The 25,958-nt window shown below is 61.3% G+C and carries 23 protein-coding genes; 6 read left to right on the top strand and 17 right to left on the bottom strand.

Annotation, left to right across the window (positions count from 1 at the left end):
- Position 1: 1 nt before the first annotated feature.
- From BLU76_RS06480 to gabP, 3 genes are all read right to left on the bottom strand, one after another.
- A complete protein-coding gene (locus tag BLU76_RS06480) occupies positions 2 to 1,372 on the bottom strand; it encodes an HlyD family type I secretion periplasmic adaptor subunit (RefSeq protein ID WP_092222064.1) in 1,371 nt (456 codons plus the stop codon).
- Entirely contained in the window at positions 1,365 to 3,086 is a 1,722-nt protein-coding gene (locus tag BLU76_RS06475) for a type I secretion system permease/ATPase (protein ID WP_092141475.1), read from the bottom strand. The genes BLU76_RS06480 and BLU76_RS06475 overlap by 8 nt, the downstream gene beginning before the upstream one ends.
- 309 nt (positions 3,087 to 3,395) lie before the next feature.
- A complete protein-coding gene (gabP, locus tag BLU76_RS06470) occupies positions 3,396 to 4,796 on the bottom strand; it encodes a GABA permease (protein ID WP_092141478.1) in 1,401 nt (466 codons plus the stop codon).
- A 517-nt stretch (positions 4,797 to 5,313) separates the two neighbouring features.
- Here gabP and BLU76_RS06465 point away from each other — a divergent pair.
- The gene (locus BLU76_RS06465) at positions 5,314 to 5,925 is read left to right on the top strand and encodes a TetR/AcrR family transcriptional regulator (protein ID WP_063321473.1); all 612 of its coding nucleotides are present in this window, start codon (positions 5,314 to 5,316) and stop codon (positions 5,923 to 5,925) included.
- Between the two features lie 48 nt (positions 5,926 to 5,973).
- Here BLU76_RS06465 and BLU76_RS06460 read toward each other — a convergent pair whose 3' ends face one another.
- From BLU76_RS06460 to BLU76_RS06450, 3 genes are all read right to left on the bottom strand, one after another.
- Positions 5,974 to 7,077 (bottom strand): polyamine ABC transporter substrate-binding protein, encoded by a 1,104-nt coding sequence (locus BLU76_RS06460; protein WP_092222062.1) that lies wholly within the window; start codon positions 7,075 to 7,077, stop codon positions 5,974 to 5,976.
- A 39-nt stretch (positions 7,078 to 7,116) separates the two neighbouring features.
- Positions 7,117 to 8,454: an alginate export family protein gene (locus tag BLU76_RS06455; protein ID WP_092222060.1), complete on the bottom strand. Its 1,338-nt coding sequence runs from the start codon at positions 8,452 to 8,454 to the stop codon at positions 7,117 to 7,119.
- A gap of 117 nt (positions 8,455 to 8,571) precedes the next feature.
- On the bottom strand, positions 8,572 to 9,834 hold the full coding sequence (locus tag BLU76_RS06450) for a serine hydrolase domain-containing protein (protein WP_092222057.1): 1,263 nt from the start codon (positions 9,832 to 9,834) through the stop codon (positions 8,572 to 8,574).
- A gap of 305 nt (positions 9,835 to 10,139) precedes the next feature.
- On the opposite strand from BLU76_RS06450, the gene BLU76_RS06445 reads away from it, so the two are divergent.
- On the top strand, positions 10,140 to 11,243 hold the full coding sequence (locus tag BLU76_RS06445; protein ID WP_092222055.1) for a sigma-54 interaction domain-containing protein: 1,104 nt from the start codon (positions 10,140 to 10,142) through the stop codon (positions 11,241 to 11,243).
- Between the two features lie 180 nt (positions 11,244 to 11,423).
- On the opposite strand, the gene BLU76_RS06440 is transcribed toward BLU76_RS06445, so the two are convergent.
- The 8 genes from BLU76_RS06440 to msuE all read right to left on the bottom strand — a co-directional run bounded on the left by BLU76_RS06440 (position 11,424) and on the right by msuE (position 19,340).
- Positions 11,424 to 12,185, bottom strand: coding sequence for an ABC transporter ATP-binding protein (locus BLU76_RS06440; protein ID WP_092222053.1), 762 nt, complete (start codon positions 12,183 to 12,185; stop codon positions 11,424 to 11,426).
- Between the two features lie 56 nt (positions 12,186 to 12,241).
- Positions 12,242 to 13,567, bottom strand: a complete 1,326-nt coding sequence (locus BLU76_RS06435; protein WP_092141499.1) for an ABC transporter substrate-binding protein — start codon at positions 13,565 to 13,567, stop codon at positions 12,242 to 12,244.
- A gap of 72 nt (positions 13,568 to 13,639) precedes the next feature.
- Complete coding sequence (locus tag BLU76_RS06430) at positions 13,640 to 14,707, bottom strand: branched-chain amino acid ABC transporter permease (protein ID WP_092222051.1); 1,068 nt, start codon at positions 14,705 to 14,707, stop codon at positions 13,640 to 13,642.
- A gap of 11 nt (positions 14,708 to 14,718) precedes the next feature.
- Positions 14,719 to 15,600: a branched-chain amino acid ABC transporter permease gene (locus BLU76_RS06425; RefSeq protein WP_092222049.1), complete on the bottom strand. Its 882-nt coding sequence runs from the start codon at positions 15,598 to 15,600 to the stop codon at positions 14,719 to 14,721.
- A gap of 67 nt (positions 15,601 to 15,667) precedes the next feature.
- On the bottom strand, positions 15,668 to 16,450 hold the full coding sequence (locus tag BLU76_RS06420) for an ABC transporter ATP-binding protein (protein WP_092222048.1): 783 nt from the start codon (positions 16,448 to 16,450) through the stop codon (positions 15,668 to 15,670).
- A 13-nt stretch (positions 16,451 to 16,463) separates the two neighbouring features.
- Positions 16,464 to 17,624, bottom strand: coding sequence for an AMP-binding protein (locus BLU76_RS06415; RefSeq protein ID WP_092222046.1), 1,161 nt, complete (start codon positions 17,622 to 17,624; stop codon positions 16,464 to 16,466).
- Between the two features lie 14 nt (positions 17,625 to 17,638).
- Positions 17,639 to 18,736, bottom strand: coding sequence for a dimethylsulfone monooxygenase SfnG (gene sfnG, locus BLU76_RS06410; protein ID WP_092222044.1), 1,098 nt, complete (start codon positions 18,734 to 18,736; stop codon positions 17,639 to 17,641).
- A gap of 40 nt (positions 18,737 to 18,776) precedes the next feature.
- Positions 18,777 to 19,340 carry an FMN reductase gene (gene msuE / locus BLU76_RS06405; protein ID WP_092222042.1) on the bottom strand — a complete coding sequence of 188 codons (564 nt, stop codon included), beginning with the start codon at positions 19,338 to 19,340 and terminating at the stop codon, positions 18,777 to 18,779.
- 377 nt (positions 19,341 to 19,717) lie between these two features.
- Between msuE and BLU76_RS06400 the strand changes: the two genes are divergently transcribed.
- The 4 genes from BLU76_RS06400 to BLU76_RS06385 all read left to right on the top strand — a co-directional run bounded on the left by BLU76_RS06400 (position 19,718) and on the right by BLU76_RS06385 (position 23,313).
- Positions 19,718 to 20,962: an acyl-CoA dehydrogenase family protein gene (locus tag BLU76_RS06400; RefSeq protein ID WP_092141520.1), complete on the top strand. Its 1,245-nt coding sequence runs from the start codon at positions 19,718 to 19,720 to the stop codon at positions 20,960 to 20,962.
- 342 nt (positions 20,963 to 21,304) lie between these two features.
- The gene (locus tag BLU76_RS06395; protein WP_092141523.1) at positions 21,305 to 22,075 is read left to right on the top strand and encodes a class I SAM-dependent methyltransferase; all 771 of its coding nucleotides are present in this window, start codon (positions 21,305 to 21,307) and stop codon (positions 22,073 to 22,075) included.
- Between the two features lie 90 nt (positions 22,076 to 22,165).
- Positions 22,166 to 22,891: a CPBP family intramembrane glutamic endopeptidase gene (locus BLU76_RS06390; RefSeq protein WP_256572652.1), complete on the top strand. Its 726-nt coding sequence runs from the start codon at positions 22,166 to 22,168 to the stop codon at positions 22,889 to 22,891.
- Between the two features lie 44 nt (positions 22,892 to 22,935).
- Positions 22,936 to 23,313: a hypothetical protein gene (locus tag BLU76_RS06385; RefSeq protein ID WP_092222040.1), complete on the top strand. Its 378-nt coding sequence runs from the start codon at positions 22,936 to 22,938 to the stop codon at positions 23,311 to 23,313.
- Between the two features lie 47 nt (positions 23,314 to 23,360).
- Here the strand turns inward: BLU76_RS06385 and BLU76_RS06380 are convergent, their stop codons facing one another.
- The 3 genes from BLU76_RS06380 to BLU76_RS06370 form a co-directional block, all read right to left on the bottom strand.
- Positions 23,361 to 24,056, bottom strand: a complete 696-nt coding sequence (locus BLU76_RS06380) for a tRNA (adenine(22)-N(1))-methyltransferase (protein ID WP_092141529.1) — start codon at positions 24,054 to 24,056, stop codon at positions 23,361 to 23,363.
- Positions 24,057 to 24,071: 15 nt separating this feature from the next.
- Positions 24,072 to 24,998 carry a Gfo/Idh/MocA family protein gene (locus tag BLU76_RS06375; protein WP_092141532.1) on the bottom strand — a complete coding sequence of 309 codons (927 nt, stop codon included), beginning with the start codon at positions 24,996 to 24,998 and terminating at the stop codon, positions 24,072 to 24,074.
- A gap of 118 nt (positions 24,999 to 25,116) precedes the next feature.
- On the bottom strand, positions 25,117 to 25,911 hold the full coding sequence (locus BLU76_RS06370; protein WP_092222038.1) for a DeoR/GlpR family DNA-binding transcription regulator: 795 nt from the start codon (positions 25,909 to 25,911) through the stop codon (positions 25,117 to 25,119).
- Positions 25,912 to 25,958: the final 47 nt, after the last annotated feature.

The raw sequence follows: 25,958 nt of genomic DNA, 5'->3' as shown, positions 1-25,958 counted from the left end.
CTCATTCCTCCTTGAAGGCTGCAAGCAAGCGTTCACGCAAAGGCTTCATCAGGTAATTCATCAAGGTGCGCTCGCCCGTCACCACCGTGACGTCGGCGAGCATGCCCGGGCGCACCAGCAGACCGGCGCGCTGCAACTCAACCACGGTGTCGGCGGGAATCTCGACCTTGGCGGAAAAGTACGGTTGGTGTGTCTGCTCATCGATCAACTGGTCCGCCGACACCGTCGTCACCGTGCCGGTGACCGTCGGCGTATCCACCCGTTGCAGCGCGGTGAAATGCACATGCACCGGCAGGCCCGGGCGCAGTTTGTTGGCCATCAGCGGCTCGAAACGCGCGGTGATCGCCATCGGTGCATCCAGCGGCACCACCTGCATCAGCGTCTGGCCGGCCTGCGCAACGCCGCCGACGGTATGAATGCTCACATCCATGACTTGCCCGGCCACCGGCGCACGGATCGCACCGTTGTCGACTTCAAACTGCAAGGCACGAATCTGATCGGCATAACCAGCGGCCTCGGCCGAGACTTCGCTGAGCTGGGTTTCGGCATCACGGCGAAACTCCTGCTGCGCCTGCAGGGCCTTGAGTCGGCTTTCATTGATCGCCTGCCGGGTCCTGCCGACATCACCCACACCGGAGGCGATCTGTCCCGCCAACTGGGCCGCGTTGCGCTCGGCCTCGAAGAGTTTGTTGCGCGGAACGTAGCCTTCGCGGGCCAAATCGCGCAGGCCTTCAAGCTCCTGCTGCTGGAAACGCATCTGCGCGTCGTAGTTGCGCTTGACGCCTTCGTAGCCAAGCAATTGCTGCTGCAAGGCCGCGGCTTCGTGCTCGATGATCTGCAAGCGGCTGCCCAGCTCCGCACGGCGGGTGATGAACAACTGGCTCTGCAAGGCCATGGCCGCCTTGACTCGCGGTTCGTCGGCGTGGGCCAGCAGTTCCGCGGGCCATTGGATCTCGGCGCTGCCCAGGCGCTCGGCAATCAAGCGCGCCTCGATGCTGCGATCATTGAGCAGCTTGCCCAGGGTCACGTCCAGTTGCGACTGCGCTTGCACCGTGTTGAGTTGCACGAGCAATTGCCCCTGGGTGACGCGGTCGCCGTCGCTGACCAGCAGTTTTTCCACGACTCCGCCGACCAGCGACTGCACGGCCTTGCGCTCCCCCGCCACCACCACGGTGCCACTGCCTACCACCCCTTGGTCGAGCGGCGCCAGGCAGGCCCAGAGCAGGAAACCACCCAGCGTCAGGACCAGGAATCCCACGCCATAACGCGCCGCGCTCCCGGCGTCGGTGCTGGCACTGGGCAGCGTCGTGGTGCTGCGCACACTCAGCCCCTGCTCGCTGTACGCGTGTGCCCCTGGAGTCAGATCACGCATCGCCGCCCGCCTCCCTGACCGCGGCCGGTCTCGGCCCCGGCATCAATGCCTTGAGCACCCGGTCCCGAGGGCCGAACGCTTGTTGAGTACCGTCCTTGAGCACCAGGATGTGATCGACCACCGCCAGTACATTGGGACGGTGGGTAATCAACACCACGGTGCTGCCGGCTGCCTTGAGCGCACTGATGGCCTGCACCAGCGCCAATTCTCCGGCTTCATCGAGGTTGGAGTTGGGCTCATCGAGCACGATCAGCGACGGCCGCCCATAGAGCGCGCGAGCCAGGCCCAGGCGTTGCTTTTGCCCACCGGACAAGCCAAGCCCACCCGGGCCCAACGGCGTGTCGTAGCCCTTGGGGAACCTTAGGATCATTTCGTGGATGCCGGCATGACGCCCGGCGGCGATGATCTTGTCGGCGTCCTGCTCACCGAAGCGGGCAATGTTGTCGGCGACCGTGCCATCGAACAGCTCGATGTCCTGTGGCAGGTATCCAAGGTACGGGCCCAAGGCATCGTGGGACCACTGGCTGATCTCGGCATCGTCCAGGCGCACCGACCCGCCCATGGCCGGCCAGACCCCGACCAAGGCCCGCGCCAGTGTCGATTTACCACTGGCGCTGGGTCCGACCACCGCCAGCACATCGCCTTTGGCGAGGCTGAAATTGATCCCGCGCAGGATCGGCTGCGAAGCACCTGGCGGACCGACATACAACTGTTCCAGGCGCACCGCGCCGCTGGGCGGTGGCAACGGCATGCGCAGGCGCTCGCGTGGGTGCTGGGCCAGCAATTGGCTCAGGCGCTGGTAGCTCTGGCGTCCGGAATTGAATTGCTTCCACGAGCCGATGGCGATTTCCACGGGTGCCAAGGCCCGTCCCAGCAACAGCGACATTGCAATCATCATGCCCGCCGACAGTTGGCCTTCAAGCACCAGCAAAGCGCCCAACCCCAACGCCAGGGACTGCCCGGAGATCCGCACGAAACGAGTCGTCGAGGTAATACGTGCACTGCGGTCGCTGGCATGGGCCTGGGCGGCAATGATCCGTTGCTGCAACAGGCTCCAGCGCTGACGCAGCGGCCCGAGCATGCCCAGGGCCTGGATAACTTCGGCATTGTGCAGCGTGCTGTTCACATAGATCGACGACTGCACCCCCAGTCGATTGGCCTCCCCCAGGCGTGTTCGCGTCGCCAGTTCTCCCCACAGCGCCAAGCCGATCAGCACCAAGGCCAACACCAATGTCAGCACACCGAACCAGGGGTGAAAGATGAACGCCACCAGCAAGAAGATCGGCAGCCAGGGTGCATCGAGCAAGGCGATCAGGCCCTGCCCGGTAATCAACTGGCGCAGCGTTGCCAGGTCGGTGAGCACCTGCGCCGGGTTGGCGTTGTGCTCGCGCAGGCTGCGAGCGAAGGCGGCGTCGAAAATCCGCTCGCCCAAGGCTTCATCCAGCCCCGCGCTCATGCGAATCATCACCTCGCCACGGACCCACTCGATGAGGGCGCTGAACATGAACAGTCCCAGGGCCATCAAGGTCAGCATGAACAAGGTGGTTTCGTTGCGGCTGGTCAGGACCCGGTCGTAGACCTGCATCATGTAGAGCGACGGCACCAGCACCAACAGATTGATCACGCCACTGAACAATGCCAGCGCCCAGAACACCCGGCGGTAGCTCAATAAGGCAGCATCAATGTCATGACGCGGATCGAGTAGAAACCCCATGGGAAATCGCCTGCAAGAGAAATGGTCGGTCCAGGACGCAATCCATCGCAAGGCCTTTTTTCCCGAGCGTGATCGAGAAAAAACTAATCCAGCTGGCGTGCTGTTATCAGGGGCGATCCTCATCCCTACAGGCGCCAATTACTGACAACGCAGCCGTGGGTTAGTGCCGGTTTGCAGGGGTGTGCTTGCAAGTGGGTGACAAGCGGACGGGCCGCGTTTCAAGGCGGAGCTTATTGCCTCCCGAATGGGCCCGAAATGAGGTTTTGTTGACGCCAGTAACGTGGCGTCAACCGGGTAAAAACAGCTTGGCTAGCCGAGGGAAACGACCCGTTCAGGCTGGGGCGAATGCCGCGACGTCACCAACCCGATAAAGGAAATGACCAATGCCAGGCCCAAGGTGGTACTGACCTCGCTGCGATGCTCGGGCGTGACCATCATGACCGCCAGCGCCGCCGAGATGAACACGATGACCAACCATGTCAGCCAGGGGAACAGCCACATGCGAAAAGGCAGCTCGATATTCTGCCGTTGCAACATCCGGCGCATGCGCAGTTGCGAGATGGCGATCACCAGATACACCAGCAAGGCGATGGCGCCGGAGCTGGCGAGCAGGAACTGGAACAGGCCGGCGGGCATGAAGTAACTGAACAAGGTGACGCCCGCACCCAGTACGGTACTGGCAATCACCGCGGACCGTGGCACACCAGCCGAAGACGTCACCTTCAAGGCCTTTGGCGCATCGCCGCGACGCCCCAGGGAGTACAACATCCGCGAGGCGATGTAGATCGAGGAGTTCATGCAACTGGCCACGGCGATCAGCACCACCACATCCACCAGGAATTTGGCGTGGGGAATGTTCATCAGTTCCAGGGCCCGCTGGTAGGAACCCACTGAAGCCAGGAGCGGATCGTTCCAGGGGACCACGGAAATGACCACGAAGATCGACAGCAGGTAAAACACACCGATGCGCCAGATCACCGAACGGGTGGCCTTGGCAATGTTCTGCGCAGGGTTATCGGATTCGGCAGCGGCGATGGTCACCGCCTCCGTACCGATGAAGCTGAACATGATGGTAATGAACGCGCCCACCACCGCCGACAGGCCGTTGGGGGCGAACCCGCCATGCTCCTCCATCAACCGACTCAGGCCGCTGGCTTCACGCTCGGGAATCCACCCCATCAGCACCGCGAAACCCAGGGAGATGAAGCCGATGATCGCCACGACCTTGGCCATGGCGAACCAGAACTCGAACTCGCCGTATTTGGACACGCTGAACAGATTCGTCACGGCCAGCAGAACGATGGAGACCGAGGCAAACAACCACGCGTCGATGGCGGGAAACCACTGGTTCAGCACATGACCGGCGGCCAACGCTTCGATGGGAATCACCAGCACCCAGAACCACCAGTAGAGCCAACCGATGGTAAAGCCTGCCCAGCGTCCGATGGCCTGGTCGGCATAGGTGGAGAAGGAGCCGGTATCCGGATTGGCAACCGCCATCTCGCCCAGCATGCGCATGACCAGGACCACCAACAGCCCGGAGAACAGATAGGCCAGCATGACGGCCGGGCCAGCGGCGGCAATGGCATGCCCCGATCCCACGAACAGACCCGCACCGATGATTCCGGCAATGGACAGCATGGTGACGTGACGAGGCTTGAAGCCCTGTGCCAGATGGCCGTTCGAGTCCTTGAAGCTGGGGCTGGTCATTCTTTTTATTCTCTTGTGATCGAACATTGAGACGCGCGCAGGGACAGTCGGTGTTGCTGGTTTCCCGCCCCTCCTGGAAGCGGCAGCGTTTGGTTGTGTTGAACCACCCTGGGCGAACGTGCGCACTTGCGGTGAAAAGTCGCGCCACGTTACCTGCCTTCCCTCCCGAGTTAGTTACCTGAACGCGCCATCTCTGTGCCTGATTTCGCCAAGTGGGACATGGCGTTTTGCCCATTGTGGCGAGGGGATTTATCCCCGTTGGGCTGCATAGCAGCCCCCAAAAATACCGTTGACTTGACACCGAGCCGAACGTTTTTAGGGCTGCTGGGCAGCCCAGCGGGGATAAATCCCCTCGCCACAAAAGCTCCCGATCAGCACTCCACCGAAAACGCTGAAATAAATGCTTTAAACATTTTATTCAGTTAAGTATTTTTGCATGAGTTCGGAAGGCAAGTCAGTCACAAGCCCCTGTGGAAGCACCGGCCTTCTATTCTCTTCTCTCCAACAAGGACCTCCCGTGAGCGGACTGCGTGAACGTCAAAAAGCCGAACGCCGCCAAGCCATCAGCAAGGCAGCGGTCGAACTGTTCGAGCGCCAGGGTTTCCAGAACACCACCATCGAACAGATCGCCAGCCAGGCCGGCGTATCGGCGCCCACCGTGTTCAAGTACTTCGGCAACAAGCAGGAAATCATCCTGGAGATCCTGCACGACGCCGACCAGCGCGCGCTCAGCGACACCCGTAGCCAAATGCCTGACATCGAAGACCCGGTCGAAGCGTTGTGTTATCTGGAGCGACTGTTGACCGGTTATGCGCTGGAAGTCATGCACCCGAGCTTGTGGCGTGAATTGCTGCCGCTGATTCTGTTTGGCGGCGACAACGGGCTGCCCGAGGGTTATCGCGCCATGAACGATGCGCTCAGGGCCGAAATCAGTGGGCTGATCAGGGAATTGCAACAGGCCGGCAAATTACGCGCCGACCTGGACGTGGACCTCGCCGCGTTCCTGTTGAACGACTATTCGCACTTGCAGCTGTTCAGGTTGGTCAACCAGGAACAACCGGATATCGAAGCCCATTCAACGCAGGTCCGGCGTATCACTGAGCTGCTGTTCCAGGGCATGCGCGCCTGAGCACATCCACCGATAAGCGCCCGGCGCCGCGACGCCGGGCCAGCCTGATCAGCGATTGGTCTTGATGGCGGTCCAGGTGCGCGTGCGGATCCGCTCCACGGCAGCCGGCACGGGCTCTAGCATGAACAGGGTCTTGCGAGCTTCATCCGGTATATACATGGCCGGGTTGCTACGGATCTCGGCGTCCACCAATGCCGTGGCGTCCTTGTTCGGGTTGGGGTAACCAATCTTGTTGCTGATCCGGGCAATCACATCCGGGCGCAGGATGTAGTTGATGAAGGCGTAGGCCTCTGCGGTATGAGGGGCGTTGGTGGGCACCATCATTACGTCCGCCCACATCGGCGCACCTTCCTTGGGTAAGGCCATCGCCACCTTGACACCCTTGCCGGCGGCATCGGCCAGTCGCGTGGCCAGGGCCACGCCGCCAGACCAGCCCACCCCGACGCAGATCTCACCGTTGGCCAGGTCCATGCCATAGCGTGACGAGTTGAAATAGGTGATGTACGGGCGAACCGTGTGCGTCGCCGCCTGGGCCTGCGGGTAGTCTTCGCGCTTCTGGCTGTTGGGATCCAGGCCTTTGTAATGCAAGGCGATGGGTACGATCTCGTTCGCCGCATCAAGGAAGCCGACACCGCAACTGGCCAACTTGGCCATATTCTCTTCCTTGAAGATGATGTCCCAGGTATTCATCTGCACGTCAGCCCCGAGCACCTGCCGGACCTTGTCGACGTTATAGCCGATCAGGGTCGTGCCCCAGAGATACGGCGCCGCGTAACGGTTGCCTTCGTCACCGATGGCTTCCAGGGTTTTCATGAACTCGGGGTCCAGATGCTGCCAGTTCGGTAATTGGCTGCGGTCCAGGGGTTGGACGGCACCGGCGGCAATCAGGTGGCTGACGTTGGAACTGCTCGGGTAGACCACGTCATATCCGGAGTTGCCGGTCAGGAGTTTGGACTCCAAGGTCTCGACGCTGTCGAAAACGTCGTAGATGGGACGGATGCCGGTTTCCTCCTCGAAACTCTTGAGGATTTCAGGCGGCAGGTACTCGATCCAATTGTAGATCCGCACCGTCCGCTCTTCGGCCAGGCTTGCGCCACTGACCAACATCGAAACGACAGCGCCCAGCAAGGTGTTGCGCAAAAGCATATTCATTATCAAACACTCCAGCGCGGCCGCGAAGGCTCGCGGCACTTAATAGCGGTAGGTGAAGTAGAGTTCCAGCGCGCTGAATTTCCGGTCGTCGCCGAAGACTTGTCTGGCCGCTGCCATGGGCTTGACCCAGTTATAGGACAGCGAGGTAGACAACGACTTAGAAGGCGCCCAATCCAGGAAGACTACACTTTCGTCGGCAAACCGTTTGTCGCTGACGGCGGTGCCCATGTAGTTTTTTTCGTCCAGCCAGAACTGGTAGTGGATCGCACCGAGCGTAAGGGTTTCGTTGAGGTGGGTCTTGAGTGAGAACTGCTGGACGTTTTCGTTGCTGTTGAATAGCAGGTAGTTGCCGACGACATCACCGATCAGCCAGGTGCTCCAATCGACGAAGCCCTTGCTCAACGGGTCCCAGGCTTTCTGTCGGTTGTCCGTGAGGTTGTCGTCGCCGGAAAAGCTCGCGTAGCGGTAGCCGATCACCGGGGTCAACGGCAGCGTGCTGAAGGTGTAATCCGCCTGGCCGTACCAGGCCTTGGCATCGTAATCCACGCCTTCGCCGCTGCCTCGCTCCAGGGCATATTCGGCATTGAGGGTCAGGTCCGGGATAGCCGGGAGCCGGGCGTTCAAGACCCTGACGTTGTACACCAGCATGCCATCGCGACGGCGCGGCAACGTGCTGCCCTTGGGCCCCATGGCCTTGACCTTCAACGCGGTGGCGCCCAGCGTCACCTGGTCGTCGAGGTTGTAGTCCAGGTTCACGCCGCTCATGCGAAAGTCACCCAGGTCGCTGTCGGTCCCCAGGCTGAAGCCCTGGACCTTCAACGCGCCATGGTCCCAGGCGACCACTGCCGAATCCTTGAAGGCGGTGCGTGGGGCGAGCCAGTAGGCGCCGTCGTTCAACTGGTCGAGGTTGCCATCCATCACGATGAAACCGTTGCCGATCATGTAGTTCTGGCGACCGCCCGTGACCGTCCACTCCCCGGCGCGGAAACCACCGTAGAACTCTTCGGTCGACACCTTGCCGTCGGAACTGCGGGTAAAGCCACCGGCATCGCCATCACCGAAGGTGGTCGCCCCCACCAGGGAGCCGCCAGCCAACAGGGCGAAATCCGGCTGCACGGCATATTCCAACTTGATGCCCGGCTTGACGTAGAACTCCTGCCAGTCGATTTTCGTGCCGCGATTCTTGCCGCTGCGCATGTCCACCACGCCGCCGCCAAAGTTGACGTTGCGGGTAGAAAGGACTGCGCCACCGGCACTGAAGTTGACCTCGCCCTTGAGGTTGCCCTCCTCGAAGGTGTAGCCCGCCCAGGCAACCTGGGCGGTCAAGGGTAACCCGAGCACGAGGAACGTTCGGGACAAACGCATCATGGAAACCATATGGAGCTCCTGTGTGATTATTGTTGTTACAGGGCAGTAAATGGCGGCGCAAACCCGCGCCAACACCTGGTGGGCCAGGTGAGCGGAACGCAAAATTGTTGTGTTTATCGGATGCAGTCAGGGCGTCAGGTGCGCCGCGATGGCGCGCAACATGCGCACGCTGTCGCCGTCGAAGGGGCTGACGGCCTCGCCCAGGGACGACTGCTTGACGATCACCACGCCGGACGGTTTGTCGATGAACAGGTATTGGCCATGGATACCACCGGCCATGAGCGCCTGGCTGTGGTCGTTGAAGACATACCATTGACTGCGGTAGGACGCGCCTGGGGTCCAGCTCGAAAAGTCGGGGGATGCAGCGTAGATCGCGGGGTCGGCTCCGGTGGCGATACCGGCGAGCGCCTCGGCCGAGAGCAGTTGTGTCCTACCCTGGCGGCCATCGTTGGCCAGCAGGCGACCGAAGCGCGCCATGTCACGCAAGGTCGCACTGAAACCGGCACCGGCGACGCTGCGGCCCCAGGGATCCGCCAGGAAGTAGCCGTCACGTTCACAGCCCAACTGGCTCCAGATGTCTTGCAGCAACTGATGGCAGGCCTTGCCTGATGCCCGCTCCATGACCCAGGCCAACGCCTCGGTGGTGGCCGTCACGTAGTGGAAAAAGCCGCCGTGACTGCCGCGCTTTCTCAATGACGGCATGTACTGATACAGGGATTCGAACGTCGTGTACTGCGCTGGCGCCGGCTGGAAACCGCAGGCGTAGCCGTATTGGGAACTCTCGGAATCCGGGTCCTCATAGACCTCGCTGTAATCGACGGCCACGGCCATGTCGAACAGCTGGCGCACGGTCGCATCGCCGAACGCGCTGCCCGTCAGTTCCGGTACGTAATGGGCGGCCGTCAGCGTCGGGTCCAACAGGCCTTCGCAGACCAGTTGCTCGCCCAGGGCACCGATCAGCGACTTGGTCACCGAAAACATGATGTGCCGGTCCTGGGGGCACTGGCCATTGAAGTAGCGCTCGAACAGCACGGTGTCGCCCTTGAGGACCAGGAACCCATCGGTCTGGCTGGCGATCAGGTGGTCGATCACGCTGATGCTCAAGCCACACTCGCTGTCGAAGTGCAGCTCATCCAGCGGCTGGAGCGCCTGTTTGAACGCGCTGACCGGTCCGCTACCGGCCCGCACATCGATGGAAGGACGCAAGCGCGCCAGGTTGCGGAAGCCCCACTGGTTGAACGGTGGGCTCATCCAGTTGTGCCAGGTGACGCGGCGGTGGGGTTCGGCGGGAAAGCCTTGCATGAGTGAAGGCGCCAGGCGTGCGTCAAATGGCGATTCGTGAGTCTCGACGTAAAGACTGGCCAGTGAAGGCACGGTGTTCTGATTCATCGGGTTGCCCCTGCAAAATGACTCTGCGTGAAAGCAGATGCAGGGAAATAATTACCCGATGTAATTTTTTAGTCAATAAAACTTTTTATGGTCACTTTCAATTTATCTCGTTAACGGCGACATGACCCTAGCGCTGTACTGAATTCTGGGACGAAAGCCTTAAGCAAATAACTAAAGGTTATTTGTTTTATATTTTTTAGATCATTTAGATTAAGCCTTAAGCCCAATGGCTTCGCGGTACTGCCTCAAGAATGTTGGCATTTACCCATCCTCAGTCACGGCAATCTCATTAACGGGCCACCGTCATGCAGCTTCTAACACTTCCCCCCTCTCCCGGCCTGGCCACCTCGATTCGTGCCACGGCCCAGGTCTTCGAAGACCCCACCTCCCGCGCGTTGCTGGCTCACCTGCAACAAGTGGCGCCCAGTGACGCGAGCGTGCTGATCATCGGCCAGACCGGGACCGGCAAGGAACTGGTGGCGCGCCACGTACACAACCTCAGCGCCCGTCGCCACAAGCCGTTCGTGGCGGTCAACTGCGGGGCGTTTTCCGAAACCCTGGTGGAGGCCGAGCTGTTCGGCCATGAAAAAGGCGCCTTTACCGGCGCGTTGACGGCCAAGGCCGGCTGGTTCGAGGAAGCGGATGGCGGCACCTTGTTCCTCGATGAAATCGGTGATTTACCGCTGCCGATCCAGGTCAAGTTGCTGCGGGTATTGCAGGAACGCGAAGTGGTTCGACTGGGGTCGCGCAAGAGCATCAAGATCAATGTGCGCGTGTTGGCGGCCACCAACGTACAGCTGGAAAAAGCCATCAATGCCGGACACTTTCGCGAAGACCTCTATTACCGCCTGAACGTGGTCAGCCTGGTGCTCAAGCCGCTGCGCGAACGCCCCGGTGACATCCTGCCGCTGATCCGCCACTTCATTGCCGAGTACAGCCGCAGGCTCGGTCACGGCGAGGTAACGCTGGATGCCCAGGCACAGCGCAAATTGCTCGACTATTCCTGGCCGGGGAATATCCGCGAGCTGGAAAATGTCATCCACCACACCCTGTTGATTTGCCGTAACAATGTGATCGGCGTGCAGGACCTGCACCTGTCGAACCTCCGTATCGAACGCCGGGACAACCCGCCGGACTCGGCCCCTCAAAGCGCAGAGGCGCTTTTGCAAAAAGCCTTCGAGAAACTGCTCGAGCAAGAGCATGGCGACGTGTATGAAAAGGTCGAGGCCGAGCTGCTACGCACCGCCTACCGATATGCCAATTGCAATCAGGTCCACACCGCCAGCCTGTTGGGCCTGAGCCGCAATGTCACCCGCACGTTGCTGATCAGGATTGGCGAACTGGTGGTCAACAAACGCCGCCCCGCGCTCAGTACGCGGGACGGCCAGGTCATCAACCTTTCAACCTGAGTTCGCCACAAAAGCCAGGTGCGTCCCTTTTTTGTGGCGAGGGGATTTATCCCCGCTGGGCTGCGCAGCGGCCCCAAGACCTGTCCCCGATGTATCAGGCCGACTGCGTTCAACCTGCTTGGGGTCGTTGCGCGCCCAACGGGGATAAATCCCCTCGCCACAGGGTCATGTCAGCGGTGCTCACAGCACTGCTGTTCGCGCGCCCAGGTAGAAATCCTGGAGATCGCTGCGGGCCGCCAGTTGTTCGGCGCTGCCTTCACTGACCACGCGACCGCTTTCCAACACGTAACCGTAGTGGGCGTAGCGCAGGGCGATGTTGATGTTCTGTTCGGCAATCAGGAAACTGACGCCGTCACGCTGATTGAGTTGGCGGACGATCTCGAAGATTTCCTCGACGATCTGCGGCGCCAACCCCATCGACGGTTCGTCCAGCAAGACCAGTTGCGGCCTGGCCATCAGCGCACGACCGATCGCGATCATCTGTTGCTCGCCGCCCGAGGTGTAGCCGGCCAGGCTTTTGCGCCGCAGTTTCAGTCGGGGAAAATGGCCGTAAACCGATTCCAGGTCAGCCAGCAACTGGCGCCGTGGCACCTGGCGCGCCAGGGCACCGGCCAGCAGGTTTTCCTCCACGCTCAACTGGGCAAAGCAATGCCGACCTTCCAGCACTTGCACCAGGCCGCTCGCCGCCAAGGTATGAGGCGCGCTGCGGGTCACGTCTCGCCCTTGGTAGACAATCCGCCCCCGCACCACCTCGCCGCGTTCGGCGCGCACCAGGTTGGAGGCCGCCTTCAGCGTGGTGCTTTTACCCGCGCCGTTGGCGCCCAGCAGCACCACGACCTGCCCTTTTCCCACCTCCAGCGACACGCTGCGCACCGCCAGGATGGTCTGTTCGTAGAGCACTTCAATATCGTCGATCTGCAGGATCGGCACGTTCGTCGCCATGCTGTTTCACCTTTTCAGACAGCGACCGGACGCGTGCGCCCGGTTGCCGCGATGCCTCAGGATTCCTTGCTGCAATCACGCGGGGTAAGGCCTTTTTCCCGGGCGTACTGATGCGAAGACGCTTCGATGATCGGTCGCAGCAAGGCACGGTCAGCCTGTACCCAGTCACTGATCAGCTTCCACTGCGTACCGTCCCATTGCTGGAAGCGCACCGCGCCACCGCCTTCATGGTCCGAGCACGACAACTGCAACGGCTGAACCAGGCCCAACGCCCCCAGTTCCTTGAGCCGGGCGTCGTCGAGCTTGAGGTTCTCGAAGCCCCAACGCACCTGCTCACCCATCAGGGGTTGCTGACCGAATTTCTGCTGGGCAATGCGCAGTGCTTCTACGTTGAGAATGCCGTTGACCACGCCGAGGTTGTAGTACACGGTGCCGAACCGTTTGGGATCGGCCAAGTCGCCATGGCCGGCGTCGACCACTTGTTTCTTGATGCCCTGCAACACTGGAAAATCGATGCCCGAAGGGTGCGTGGTGATGGCGATGAAGCCCTTGGCCGCGGCACCGGCCGGCGCAGCGTCATCCTCGGAGTTGCTCCAGATATTGCCGATGATGTGGTCGGCCGGGAAACCGACTTTCTGCGCGGTTTTCAGCGCCACCGGGTTCATCACGCCCCAACCGCGCAGGATCACCCAATCAGGTTTTTCCCGACGGATATTCAACCATTGCGATTGTTGCTCGTTGCCCGGGTGCGGCACCTCCAGCAAGGTCAGCGCAAAACCGTATTTGTCGGCCAGGGTTTGCAGGACCTCATTGGTTTCCTTGCCATAGGGCGAACCGTGATACAGGGTGACGATCTTCAAGCCCTTGAGCTTGTCCAACCCGCCGGCGCGCTGGCCGATGTAATTGATGATCGCCGAGACCTCCGAATAGGGGTTCAGCTGCAACGGGAAAACGTAGGGGAACACGCTGCCATCGGTGGAATCCGTACGCCCATGGTTGATGGTGATCAGCGGCAGTTTGTCGGCCGTCGAACGCTCCAGCGTGGCGTAGGCGATGCCCACCGATAATGGGTTGGTGGCCGCCGCTGGCGCGCCGTTCAAGCCTTTCTTCAGGCGTTCGTAGCACTCCACGCCTTTCTCGACCACGTATTCGGTCTCGCACTCACTCCAGGTCAGCTTGACGCCGTTCACGCCGCCATTGGCGTTGACGTACTTGAGGTAGTCGATGAAGCCGCCGAAAAAACCGGTGCCGCCGGCCGCATAAGGGCCGACGCGATAGCTTTGCAGTGGGAAGTATTGCTCGTTGTCCGCCTGGACGGTGAACGCCGCGGCGGTGAGGCTCAGGGCCAGTGCCAGGCTGCTGGCGAATGATCGTTTGAACATCGGATTTTCCTTGTTATGGAGCCATGGATAAGCCAACAAAATGGAACTGCAAACCCGCGTTGTGCGGTTCGCTCAGTAGCGCAACGGCCACAGCCGAGCGCGCTGGCGAAATCTCTGCCAGAGGCGCGCAAGGCCCTCTGGTTCCTTGATCAGGAACAAAATGATCAGGGCGCCGAATATCATCTTCTGCAGGTTCTCCACCTGGCCGGCGTCCACCAGCCCGCCGGGCAGCAGCGACACCAGGTTCGAGAGCAACACCGGAAACAGCACGATGAAGGCCGCGCCGAGGAAGTTGCCCAGCAGGCTGCTGAGGCCGCCGATAATGATGATGAACAGAATCTGGAACGACCGATTGAGGTCGAACCCGTGGGGCTCCACCGTGCCCAGGTAAGCGAAGGCCCAGAGCGCACCGGCCACCCCGAGGAAAAAACCGCTGATGGCGAACGCCAGCAGCTTGGTTTTTGCCAATGCTATGCCGATGACCGCGGCGGCGGTGTCCATGTCGCGCACCGCCATCCAGTTGCGCCCCAACTCGCTGCGCACCAGGTTCTTGCCCAGCCAGAACAGCGCTACCACCACGCTCAGGGTCAACAGATAGCGGCCGGCCGGCGCGTCGAGGTTTATCCCGAATACGTCCAGGCGCGGCGCGCTGATCACGCCCGAAGCGCTGTTGTTGGAAAACCAACTGAACCGGGTCAGCGCCCAGGTCACGAAGAACTGCGCTGCCAGGGTCGAGACCAGCAGGTAGAAGCCTTTGATGCGCAAACTCGGCAAGCCGAACAGCACCGCCACCAACGCCGCCGTCAATCCGCCCAGGGCGATACTGACCAACAACGGCAAGCCGGCGACCCTTATTTCAAGGTTGTAGGTGGCAAAGGCGCCCACCGCCATGAACGCCGCCGAACCGAGGGACAGTTGCCCGGCATAGCCAGTGAGCAGATTGAGCCCCAACCCGGCCAGGGACAGCACCAGGAACGGAATCAGGATCGCGCTGAACCAGTAGTCATTGCCCAGCCAAGGCACCACGACAAAGGCAAACAGCAGCAACGCGACCAGCCCGTGACGGTCCTGGCGCAGCGCGAAGACCCGGCGGTCCTGGGCATAGCGGGTGTTGAACTGGCCTGCTTCTCGATAAAACATGATGCGCTCCCCTAAACCCGTTCGATGGCCCGTTCGCCAAACAACCCCGCCGGACGCACCAGCAAAAACAGCAGCGCCAGCACGTAGGGAAACCAGTTCTCTATGCCGCTGCCGATGAAAGGCCCGAGGTAAACCTCGGCCAGCTTCTCCGAGGCACCGATGATCAAGCCGCCGACAATCGCCCCACTGATGGAGGTAAAGCCGCCGATGATCAGCACCGGCAACGCCTTGAGCACCACCAGCGAGAGCGAGAACTGCACACCGAGGCGAGCGCCCCAGAGCAGGCCGGCGACCAGCCCGACAAACCCCGCCACCGCCCACACCACCACCCACACGCGCTGCAAGCGGATGCCCACGGCCAGTGCCGCCAGCGGGTCATCGGCCACCGCCCGCAACGACAATCCGAGCCGGGTCTTGTTGAACAGCCAGGACAACAGCAGCACCAGGAACGCCGCGGTCACTGCGGCAAAAATGTCGAACTGCGACAACAACATCCCACCCAACTCCAGCGGCTCGTCACTGATGCCCAGTTCCAGGCCATGCACCTGGGCCCCCCACAGCGCCTGGGCGAACCCTTCGATGACGTAGGACAGACCGAGGGTGGCCATGAACAGGGTGATCGGCGAACGGTTGACCAAGGGCCGCAGCACCGCCCGCTCCACCGCCACCGCGATCAGCACCATGGCCGCCAGGCTGATGACGAAGGCCAGCCAGAACGGCACACCGCGCTCCACCAGGCTGACGAAGGTCAGCGCCGAGAACAGCACCATTGCGCCCTGGGCAAAATTGAACACCCCGGAGGCCTTGTAGATCAGCACAAAACCGATGGCCACCAAGGCGTACATCACCCCCGCCAACAACCCGCCAATCAATACTTCAAAGAAAAATTCCATCGCCGCTCCTATTCTGCGGGCGCAACTTGCCTGCCCTCCCTGGTGGGAAGGCGTCGAATATCCAGTGTCAGTGGCGAGTGCCCAGGTAGGCCGAAATGACCTCAGGGTTCTGCCGTACGTCTTCGGGCGAGCCGTCGCCGATCTTGCGACCGTAATTGAGCACCACCACGTGGTCGCTGATGTCCATGACCACGCCGATATCGTGCTCGATCAACACCACGGTGGTGCCCAGTTCACGATTGATGTCGACGATAAAGCGGCTCATCTGCTGCTTCTCGTCGGCGTTCATCCCGGCCATGGGCTCGTCCAGCAGCAACAGCCGGGGCTCCGCCGCCAGCGCACGGGCCAGTTCCACCCGCTTCTGCAAGCCATAGGGCAACGTGCCCACCAGGGTGTCGCGCCAAGGCTGCAAATGCAGGAACGCGATGACACGCTCGGCCGCCTCGCGCTGACGGTCATCCTCGGCCCGGGCGCGACCGATGCGCAGTGCCTGTTCGATCCAGGTACTGCGGCGCTTGAGGTTGCGTCCGGTGAGCACGTTGTCGAGCACGCTCATGCCCTTGAACAGCGCGATATTCTGGAATGTCCGGGCAATGCCGCGGACCGCCACGTCGCGGGGGCGCATCCGGCTCCGCTCCTGTCGATCAAAACGGATGTGCCCGTCCTGGGCCTGGTACACGCCGCTGATGACGTTCAGCAGCGAACTCTTGCCGGCGCCGTTGGGGCCGATCAAGGCGCAGATCTCACCGGCGGCGACGCGAAAGCTGATGTCCGTGACCGCTTTGACGCCTTTGAATGACAGCGAAATATGGTCCAGCTCCAGCAAATGCGTGATGGCCGTCTGGGTCATGGGGCGTCTCCTTTCAGGCCAGTTGCGACTGGAGACCCGTCCAGTCATCGGTGGCGTGTTGCACCAAGTTCGGCGCCGCTTGCCAGTGGGCCCCGTCGTCCCACTGGCGAATCTTGATACCCAATGCCTGGAAAAATGCCTGGGTTTCGGGCCGCAAGGCGTCGCCCACCAGCAGCGGCGAGCGGGTGCGGGAAAAACCCAGCACGTCGCGCAATGGCCGGCGAACCAGCCAGTGCCCCAGATGCCGTTGCAACAGCCCCGGCTGCGCGGCCAACGCCCAGTCCACCAGCCCGCGCGCCCCACTGCCCGGCGCCGGCAAACGTTCCAGCGCATAGCGGTGCAAACGTTCGTAGGTTTCCCGCGTCCCGGCCACCAGCGTCGGGCCCAGCTCGCGACGGTCGCGATCACGGGTCGCCAGGTTTTCTGGAAAATTCAAGCGAAAACCGGCCATCAACCAGGGCGCCAGCAGATAGCGAGCTTGTCCGCCCGAGGCGAACGCCCGGGCGGCCAATGCCTCTTCCTGCCGTCCCAGACCTTCGCGCGTCACCAACCGCTGGCCCTCCTGCAGCAGCTCGGCGTGGCTGACGCGTTGCTCCTCCATCGCCCGTCCACTTCCGCGATAAAAAACAAAGGCCGTCTGCAGCACTTGCCCTTGCGGGGCCAGGTCAACGATTGGCCGCTCGGCAGCCAACGCGGCGTAATCCAACGCTTGCGCAAATGGCAGCGAATCCGACAGACCACGCTTGTCGAGGTAGACCCACACCCCCACGGCTACCTGCGCCGCATGCAGACGCAGCATTTCTTCCACGCCTTCGACCAGGACGAAATCCGGCTGCAGCGTGCTGAGCAATTGCACCTGTTCGGCCGCCGTCTCCAGCGGGTCGAACAGACTCGCCACGCCGCCCAGCCATTGCGCGGCCAAGGCGGCAAGCAGTGCCTGCGGCCTGGGTCGACTGATGATCGTCAGGGTCGCGCCCGCCGCAAAACCGCGGGCTTGCAGGGCACTGGCGAAACGGCGCACCTCATCGGCCACGTGCGCCCAGCTCTGCTCCTGCCAGACACCCAGATGCTTGTGGCGCAGCGCGACGTCCGTGCCATGCTCCAGCGCCTGGCGCCGCAACCACTGGGGCAAGCTGGCCGGGACCGTGTCGGGGGTGTCGGTGAACGTGCCCATGCTGCCTCCCGCGCCTAAGCGACCGCCGCCGTTTTGGCTGCCACTTTGCGTTGCTCAAGCTCACGCACCAGCGGCAGGACCTTACGGCCGAAATACTCGACTTCTTCCTGGAAGTGCAGGAAACCGGCGAGCACCAGATCCACCCCCACGGCCTTGAGCGCGACGATGCGTTCGGCGATCTGCTGCGGTGTGCCGATCAGGTTGGTCTTGAAGCCATCGTTGTATTGCACCAGGTCCTCGAAGCTGGACTTGGCCCAATTGCCCTCGCCTTCCGGACTGGACTTGCCGGCCTGCTTCGCCGCATCGCCAAAGGCATTGACGGCCTCGGGATCGGCCTGGTCGATGATCTGGGCGAGGACCGCACGCGCCTCTTCTTCGGTGTCACGGGCAATGACAAAGGCGTTAACGCCGACCTTGACCTTGTGGTTGTTGGCCGCGGCTTTCGCCTGGAGGTCATCGATCTGCGCCTTGACGCCTTCTACGGTATTGCCGTTGGTGAAGTACCAGTCCGATACCCGGGCGGCCATGTCCCGCGCCGCACGTGAGCTGCCGCCCTGGAAGATCTCCGGATGCTGCTGCAGTGGTTTTGGCTTGAGGGTGTAGTCGTGGAAGCGGTAGAAATCACCGCGCAAGGTGAAGTTGTCGGTGGTCCAGATGCCCTTGAGCGCAGTGATGAATTCTTCGGAACGGCGATAGCGCTCATCGTGCTCCAGCCATGGCTCGCCAATGGTGGTGAACTCGCCCTTGAACCAGCCCGACACGATGTTGACCGCCACCCGGCCGCCGGTCAGGTGGTCGATGGTTGCGATCTGCTTGGCCAACACCGACGGCGTCCACGGCCCCGGCAACACCGCGGCGATGACTTTCAGGCGCGTGGTGGCGGCCAGCAAGGCATGACTGAACGCCACGGACTCATGTTGGTATTCAGCCCCGTAACCGGCAGTAAAGCGCACTTGCGACAGGGCGTAGTCGAAGCCGGCCGCTTCAGCGATCTGGGCCAGCTTGCGGTTGTAGTCGATGCCCCAGTCGGTGCGTTGCTCGATTTTGCTGACCACCAGCCCGCCGCTGACGTTGGGCACCCAGTAGGCAAATTTGATCGTGTCCTGGCTCATTGCATGTACTCCACGGCTCGTTTTGAAAGGATGAAATTGATCAGGCGGCACTGGCGTCGCGTCGAACACTTGGAACGAGGCTCAACAACGCCGACTCGACGGCACGCTCGATACGCTCCAGCACCTGTGCACTGGAGATCCGGTATTGGCTGAAATCGGTTTCGCTGGCATAGACCCCCACTGGCAGGCTGAGGGCCTGGAAGAAGCCGAACAGGGGCCGCAACTGGTGATCGATCATCAAGGCATGGCGATCCGAGCCGCCTGTCGCGGCCAACAGCACCGGTACGTTCTTGAGGGCTTCGTGATGAACGAAATCGAACAGGTGCTTGAACAGGCCGGTGTATGAAGCTCGGTATACCGGGCTGGCGGCAATCAGCAGATCGGCCGATTCAATGGCGTGCAGGTCCTCCTGCACGGCAGCCGGCAACGCCTCGCGACGCAACACCCCGGCAAACTGTGGACCGACCTTGGCCAATTCGATCAAGCGCACCTCGATCGGCAGTTGCTGCCCCAGCCGGTCCACCAACGCCTGGACCAGTGCCAAGGTGCGTGACGGGTGCTGCACGCTGCCTGACACCGCCACCACTTTGAATTGCTTGCTCATCGCTTACCCCATGCCTGGAGACGCCACCTCAGCGTCCGCACAAGGTGTAGAGCAGCAACCATGCCACCTGAATATTCATTTAATAATCAATAAGTTACATGACACATCCAATCACTGCGCTGTCGCCTGACGGTCAAGCTGTTGGTCCACTGTTGCCTGGCCAACACCTGGCCTGTCGATGCCCGACGCGGCAACTGTTGCCCGGCACACAGTTGCGCAACAGATTGTCCGTGGCCAGGACAGCTCTTTCGCTGATAAGCGCCGTATGGGCCCCGCATTTACGGGCGTTGGGCCTCGGGCATGGACTGTGCAATGGCCTTTGGCACCGGCAGATTTTTCCCCTGCCCGCCTACTCGCCATCAAGAAGGAAGATCAACATGACCGCACAGCAACAACACCTGCCGCCGACCCTTTCCACGGGCACCGACTATGAGCCCCTGGCCGAACGCTTCCGGCCGATCTTTGCGCGCATCCAGGCCGGCGCCCTGGAGCGTGAGCAGACGCGCAGCCTGCCCTTTGAACAGGTGAAATGGTTGAAGGAAGCCGGCTTTGGCGCCGTCCGCGTACCGGTCGAATATGGCGGCGCCGGGGCTTCGTTGCCGCAACTGCTGCAATTGCTGATCGAACTGGCTGAAGCCGATTCCAACCTGCCCCAGGCTTTGCGCGGACACTTCGCATTCGTCGAGGACCGTCTCAACGCTCACGCCAGCGGCCCACAAGACATCTGGTTCAAGCGTTTCGTCGAGGGTGAACTGGTGGGCAATGCCTGGACGGAAGTCGGCGCGGTGAAGATCGGCGAAGTCGGCACCCGGGTTTCCCGCCAGGGTGATCAGTGGGTCGTCAATGGCACCAAGTACTACAGCACCGGCAGTATCTTCGCCGACTGGATCGACGTGTATGCCCAACGCGACGACAACGGCACCGACGTGATTGCCGCCGTCCGCGTACACCAGCCGGGCGTCAAGCAAAGCGATGACTGGGACGGTTTTGGCCAACGCACCACCGGCAGCGGCACGTCGCTGTTCGAGAATGCGTTGGTCGAGGCAGAAAACCTCATCGACTTCTCTACCCGCTTCAAATACCAGACCGCGTTTTATCAACTGGTGTTGCTGGCCGTGCTGACCGGCGCCGGTCGCGCTGCGGTTCATGACATCACCGAGCAAGTGCGCAAACGCACGCGGGTCTTCAGCACCGGCAATGCCAGCGAAGTGAGCCAGGACGTGCAAGTGCAGCAAGTGATCGGCAGGGCATCGGCCCAGGTCTATGCCGCCGAAGCCACCACCCTGCGCGCCGCGAGCGCCTCCCAACGTGCCTACGAGAGCCGCTTCAGCCAGGACGCCGAAACCGAGCACACCGCCAACATCGCCGCCGAACTGGAGTCGGCCCAGGCCCAGGTGGTGATTTCCGACCTGGTGTTGCGTGCCACCAGCGACCTGTTCAATGCCCTCGGTGCTTCGGCCACCAGCACCAGCAAGACCCTCGACCGCCACTGGCGTAACGCCCGCACCGCTGCCTCGCATAATCCATTGATCTACAAGGAGCGCATCATTGGTGATTGGGAAATCAACGGTACGGAACCGCCGTATGTCTGGCAGATTGGCGGAGGGTCGAAGCAGCTTTGAGTAGCACATCCGAGAAGGACTGGCTCAGCGCTTGCGGGCGCTGGCTAGCAATATCCAGCGAAGAATGGCTGGAGGGCAAAGCGGCGAATGCTCAACTGTCGAGGGATAGGGTGCTGAAGCCGCTAAAGTCAAAAGGCCTTGAAAGGGATGGCTGTAAGAGCGGAACCATAAGCAGTCATTACCTCAGAAACGGATATACACACCAACCAATCCCCCAAAAAACGATGAACGATCTGCCCCAACGCAAACACATGAGACCAAGTACAGAAAGGATCAACTAGCTGACGACCTGAACACACCGCATAATCCATCTACCCCCATCCACCCGAAGGGTCGCTGAAGATGACAGTCATCCATAAGGCCGCTCAGATAGGATACTCAGCAGAAGCCAGCACCTATACCCAAGGGCGCCCAGACTACCCAAGCGAAATACAGGCATGGCTCAGCAGCGCACTGGAAATCAGCCCAGGATCGACAGTCGTTGAGTTAGGAGCCGGTACCGGTAAATTTACTCGCCTGCTGGACTCAATGGCGATCAATGCTATCGCCATCGAACCGGTCGAGGCGATGCGAATCGAGTTTGCCAAGCATCTGCCGAACACCAGGATTCTGGAGGGAACGGCCGAATCCATTCCCCTCGAGGCAGGGACGGCGCAGGCGCTCGTATGCGCCCAGGCCTTCCACTGGTTCGCGAATGAAACCGCGCTCCAGGAAATTCACCGAGTACTCAAACCGGGCGGCCGGCTCGGCTTGATCTGGAACGTGCGTGATGAGTCCGTGGACTGGGTGGCCGACATCACTAAAATCATCACCCCCTTCGAAGGCGATACCCCACGCTTTCATACTGGAAACTGGCGACATCCCTTCAACGGACGTTACTTCTCGCAGCCCGAACTGACCTGTTTCAGTTACACCCACACAGGCAGCCCCGAGACGGTCATCCTGGATCGCTTTCTGTCCGTGAGTTTTATTGCAGCGTTGCCTGACGCAGAGAAGAAACGGGTAGCGGATCAACTACTGGCCTTGATTCAGACCCATCCGGCTCTGCGCGGACGCAAGCACATTGAGTTCCCTTATCAGACCCACGCTTATTCATGTCGCCGCCTGGATTGAATCACGACGCCATGAACCCAGCAGGAACTCGTACCTGACGCCCTCAAAATGCTGGCATCATGCCTTTTTCCTTGCACTCATGGAGTGACTGTGACGAATCTAAGTGCCGCCCCTGAGTTTGCAACCGCCGCCACTTTACCGCCCTACCGCTTCTTTCCCCGGATCGGGATGTTTGTACTTGCGACCCTGATAGTCTTTCTGGCTGCAGTGCCCGAAGTCCTTTTCATACCCGCAGACATGCAGGCCTACCTGACGTTCACCACCACCTCAGGTATCACCGCGCTCGCTCTCCTCGCCCTCTTCGCCCTGCAGTACCGCTCCGATGCGCGCACGCAATGGCGCGGTCATTACATAGGCAAATCCCTGCAGTGGGGCGCGCTTGGCATCGTGGGCTCCTACCTGTTTTTCGGGGTCGCCATATTCGTGCTGGGGCTGCCGCGAGAAGTGTTCATGGCCCAGCTCCTGGACGGGCTCAACAATTGGCAGGCCACGATCAAGATCGCCTCGCTGATCGTGTTGCCACCCATCGCTGAAGAGCTATTTTTCCGCCATTACATGCTCCGGCTGTTCCCCTATGAGAACAGCCGTACCTGGACATGGATCGCGATCATCGTCACGTCAGCCATCTTCGCCGGCATGCACATCCAATACGGGAACTGGATAACCGTCGTGCTGATCTTCTCCTGTGGGGGTGTATTCGCCATTGCAAGAGTGGTCAGCGGTGGCTTGCTGGTGCCAGTGCTCCTGCATTCGCTGGCCGAAATGGTTGCGCTGAGCACTGACAAGTCTTTCTCGCTGATGGGGCTTTACGGTTGAATCAGGCAAAGGCGCAAACGTCAGCACCTCAAACAAGGGCAACCATGACCTCTCACGCAGCGTGCCTCGGACTGTCTGCCTTGACGCTCGCCTTCCTGAGTGGGCCCGTCCAGGCCTCGACGTGGCAGATCTGCCACCTGGAGCTACGTATCGTCGAGGTCTTGAAACAACCCTACCCGCAGCTTCAGGCGCAGATCGTGAAAGTCAGGCCGAAGTCCGCCTCGGTGGAGTGCCCAGCGCAAGGCTCATCGCTCACCTTCACCCCGGAAACCCAGGACTACCAAGCCACGCTCCCCCGCCGGCAATGGCCCGGCAAAGGACAGTCGGTACGGGTGGACTACCGCTACCTGGATGGCATCTGTAAAGGTGACGGCAACTCGTATGCGTGTCGTATCAAACACTACCCGGTGGTGGGTCGATAATCAGGCGGCTGGAGACACTGGCATTTAGCTGATGGCCTCAATGCGGCTCAAGCCAACAGCTCCGTGATCCAGCGAGCCTGCCGGGCGATGTCCTGCAGCTTCTCTTGCGGCACGGTTTGCCGTGCCTTGGCGAAACTGGTGAGGGTCTTTTGTTTCTGGCGCAGCAGGCGTTGCCACTTGGCCAGGAAAACCGGGGTTCGCGCTTGCATCTGCAGCGGGCCGAAGTACAGCTCCTCGGCGGTGTACGTCACTGGCCCGGCGCGCTCGGCGACGATGATCTCGTAGTAGAAGCGGTTTTCCCGCAGCACTTCCTCGCAAAGGATGCGGTAGTCGTTTTCCATCAGCCACTGGCGCAGCGGTTGTTCGCCGCCGTTGGGTTGTAGAATCAGCCGCTCCTGACCGCTCAACCGCGCTTTGCCGCTGTCCAGGATGTCGCGGATCGTCTCACCGCCCATGCCGCAGAGGCTGATCGCCGTGATCCCGTCTTCCGGCTTGATTGCCGCCAGGCCATTGGCCAGGCGCACGCTGATCCGCCGTTCCAGGCCATTCTCGACCACGGTGCGTTCGGCGGCGCGCAACGGCGTCAACGCCACCTCGCCGGCCACCGCCATCGCAATCACACCACGGCGCAGCAAGGCCACCGGCAGGTAAGCGTGATCCGAGCCGATATCGGCCAAGTGCGCACCTGCCGGCATATGCGCCGCCACGCGCTCCAGGCGCATGGACAATGTCTGTTCGTTCAACTGCAGTTCCCTGCGTTAATCGTAGAACGGCTCGACCGCCGTCCGACTGCCGACAAAGAAGCTGTCCGCGACCAACCGCAGTGGCTGCAGGTCCATGTCGCTGGCCTTGTCGTTGATCAGTTGCTGAAAATGTCGATACACCGCGGCGTACTCACCCTCCTCGGAGACGGCCTGGCGCACGCCGTCGATGCTCAACAGCGCACCGCCGTTGTCCAGGCGCAGGACGCCTTCGGCGCAGCGAATCTCGATGCTCCAGAGTTCGTCATGACCATGGTCGAAATCGAACTCCGCCCGGATGTCGAGGTGGCGCGCATCGGCCATCTTGATGCTGGCGGCAATCGGCGACTGGCAGTTGTCCGGCACGCGCAACTCGGCGGACTCCACGAACAGTGGCAACGCCAGCAGATGGGTCACAATCGACAAGGCATTGATACCCGGATCGAAGACGCCCAGGCCGCCGGGCTGCCAGATCCACGCCTGGCCGGGGTGCCACTTGCGCACGTCTTCCTTCCAGTCGATCTGCACGCTGTGCAAGGTGCGACTGGCCAGCCAGTCACGGGCGGCTTCGATGCCCGGGGCGTAACGGGAATGCCAGGCGAACAGGCCGCTGATGCCTTGCTCGCGAACCTGCTCCACCAAGGCCATGGCTTCACCCAGCGTGGCGCACGGCGGCTTCTCCACCAGGACGTGTTTACCGGCCGCCAGCGCCTGTTGCACCAGGGCGAATCGACCTTGTGGCGGTGTGCAAAACGCAATCGCATCGACCTGCGGACCGTTTTCGAGCAACTCGCCCAGGGATCGGAAGTTCTCCACCCCTGCGCAGGGCTGCCCTTGCGTGGCGACCGCCACCAGTTGGAACGCGGGGTTGGCGTGGATGGCTGGAACGTGTTGATCCTGGGCAATCTTGCCGTAGCCCACCAGGCCGAGACGAATCGGTTGCATCGATGACTCCTGTTTTTTTGTATTTGTGATCGGGCAGCAAACTAGACGCAAATCGCCTGGCGGACAATGGGGGCCGTACAGTATCTACCCGATTGCCCTGCACTGCGCCGCTAAGGCATCAACTATGCAGTTGCTCACGGACACTCGTCACGACGTTGGTCACCCGGCCGTAGAAGGGCTCCAGCCGCTCACGTGGCGCATCGTGCTCCACCACCAGGGCGGCGACCTCCTCACAAGAAACCACCTGATAATGAGCAACGCTGGACAGCTTTTCGTTGGTCACCGCTGTAATCACTTGCCCACTTGCCGCCACCACTGCGCGCTTGAACTCTGCGTCCTCCAGGCCGAATGCCGTGACCCCATTGTCTGGATCGATGGCGCAGGCCCCCAGAAAACACACGTCATAACTGAACTGGCGCAATTGCTCCACCGCCGTCAGCCCGATCACACCACCGGCGATTGGGTTCAAGCGCCCACCCAGAAGGATGACTTCGGCACGGGGCAGTTTCATCAACTGCACCGCAATCAACGGCGAATTGGTGGAGAGGGTCAACTGAAGGCTCGGATCGATGGCACCAGCAATCGCCAGGTTCGTCGACCCGGCATCGATGAACACGTGCTGGCCCGCGCGCAGCAATGCAGCGGCCGCTTGGCCGAGGCTGCCCTTGCGTACCGGGTCCTTACGCACGCGAACATCCAGCGACCCTTCGGCAGCCGGCACAAGTATCGCGCCGCCATAAACGCGCTTGCATAACCCCGCCGCTGCCAATACCCCCAGGTCACGCCGGATCGAGTGTTCGGACACATTGAATTCGCTGGCCAGGTCAGCGGCGATCACCCGGCCATACCGGGCGAGACGCTGGCTGATCAATTGCTGGCGTTCGCCGGGGAACGCTTCATGGGGAGAAGTCATGGGATACAACCTGCATAAACGAGCACTAATGATCATCAACGAGCAGA

Source organism: Pseudomonas sp. NFACC08-1, assembly GCF_900106735.1.
Classification (GTDB): Bacteria; Pseudomonadota; Gammaproteobacteria; order Pseudomonadales; family Pseudomonadaceae; genus Aquipseudomonas; species Aquipseudomonas fluorescens_Q.
The sequence above is the reverse complement of the archived record's forward strand: the minus strand, read 5'-3'. Positions and strand labels throughout refer to the sequence as shown.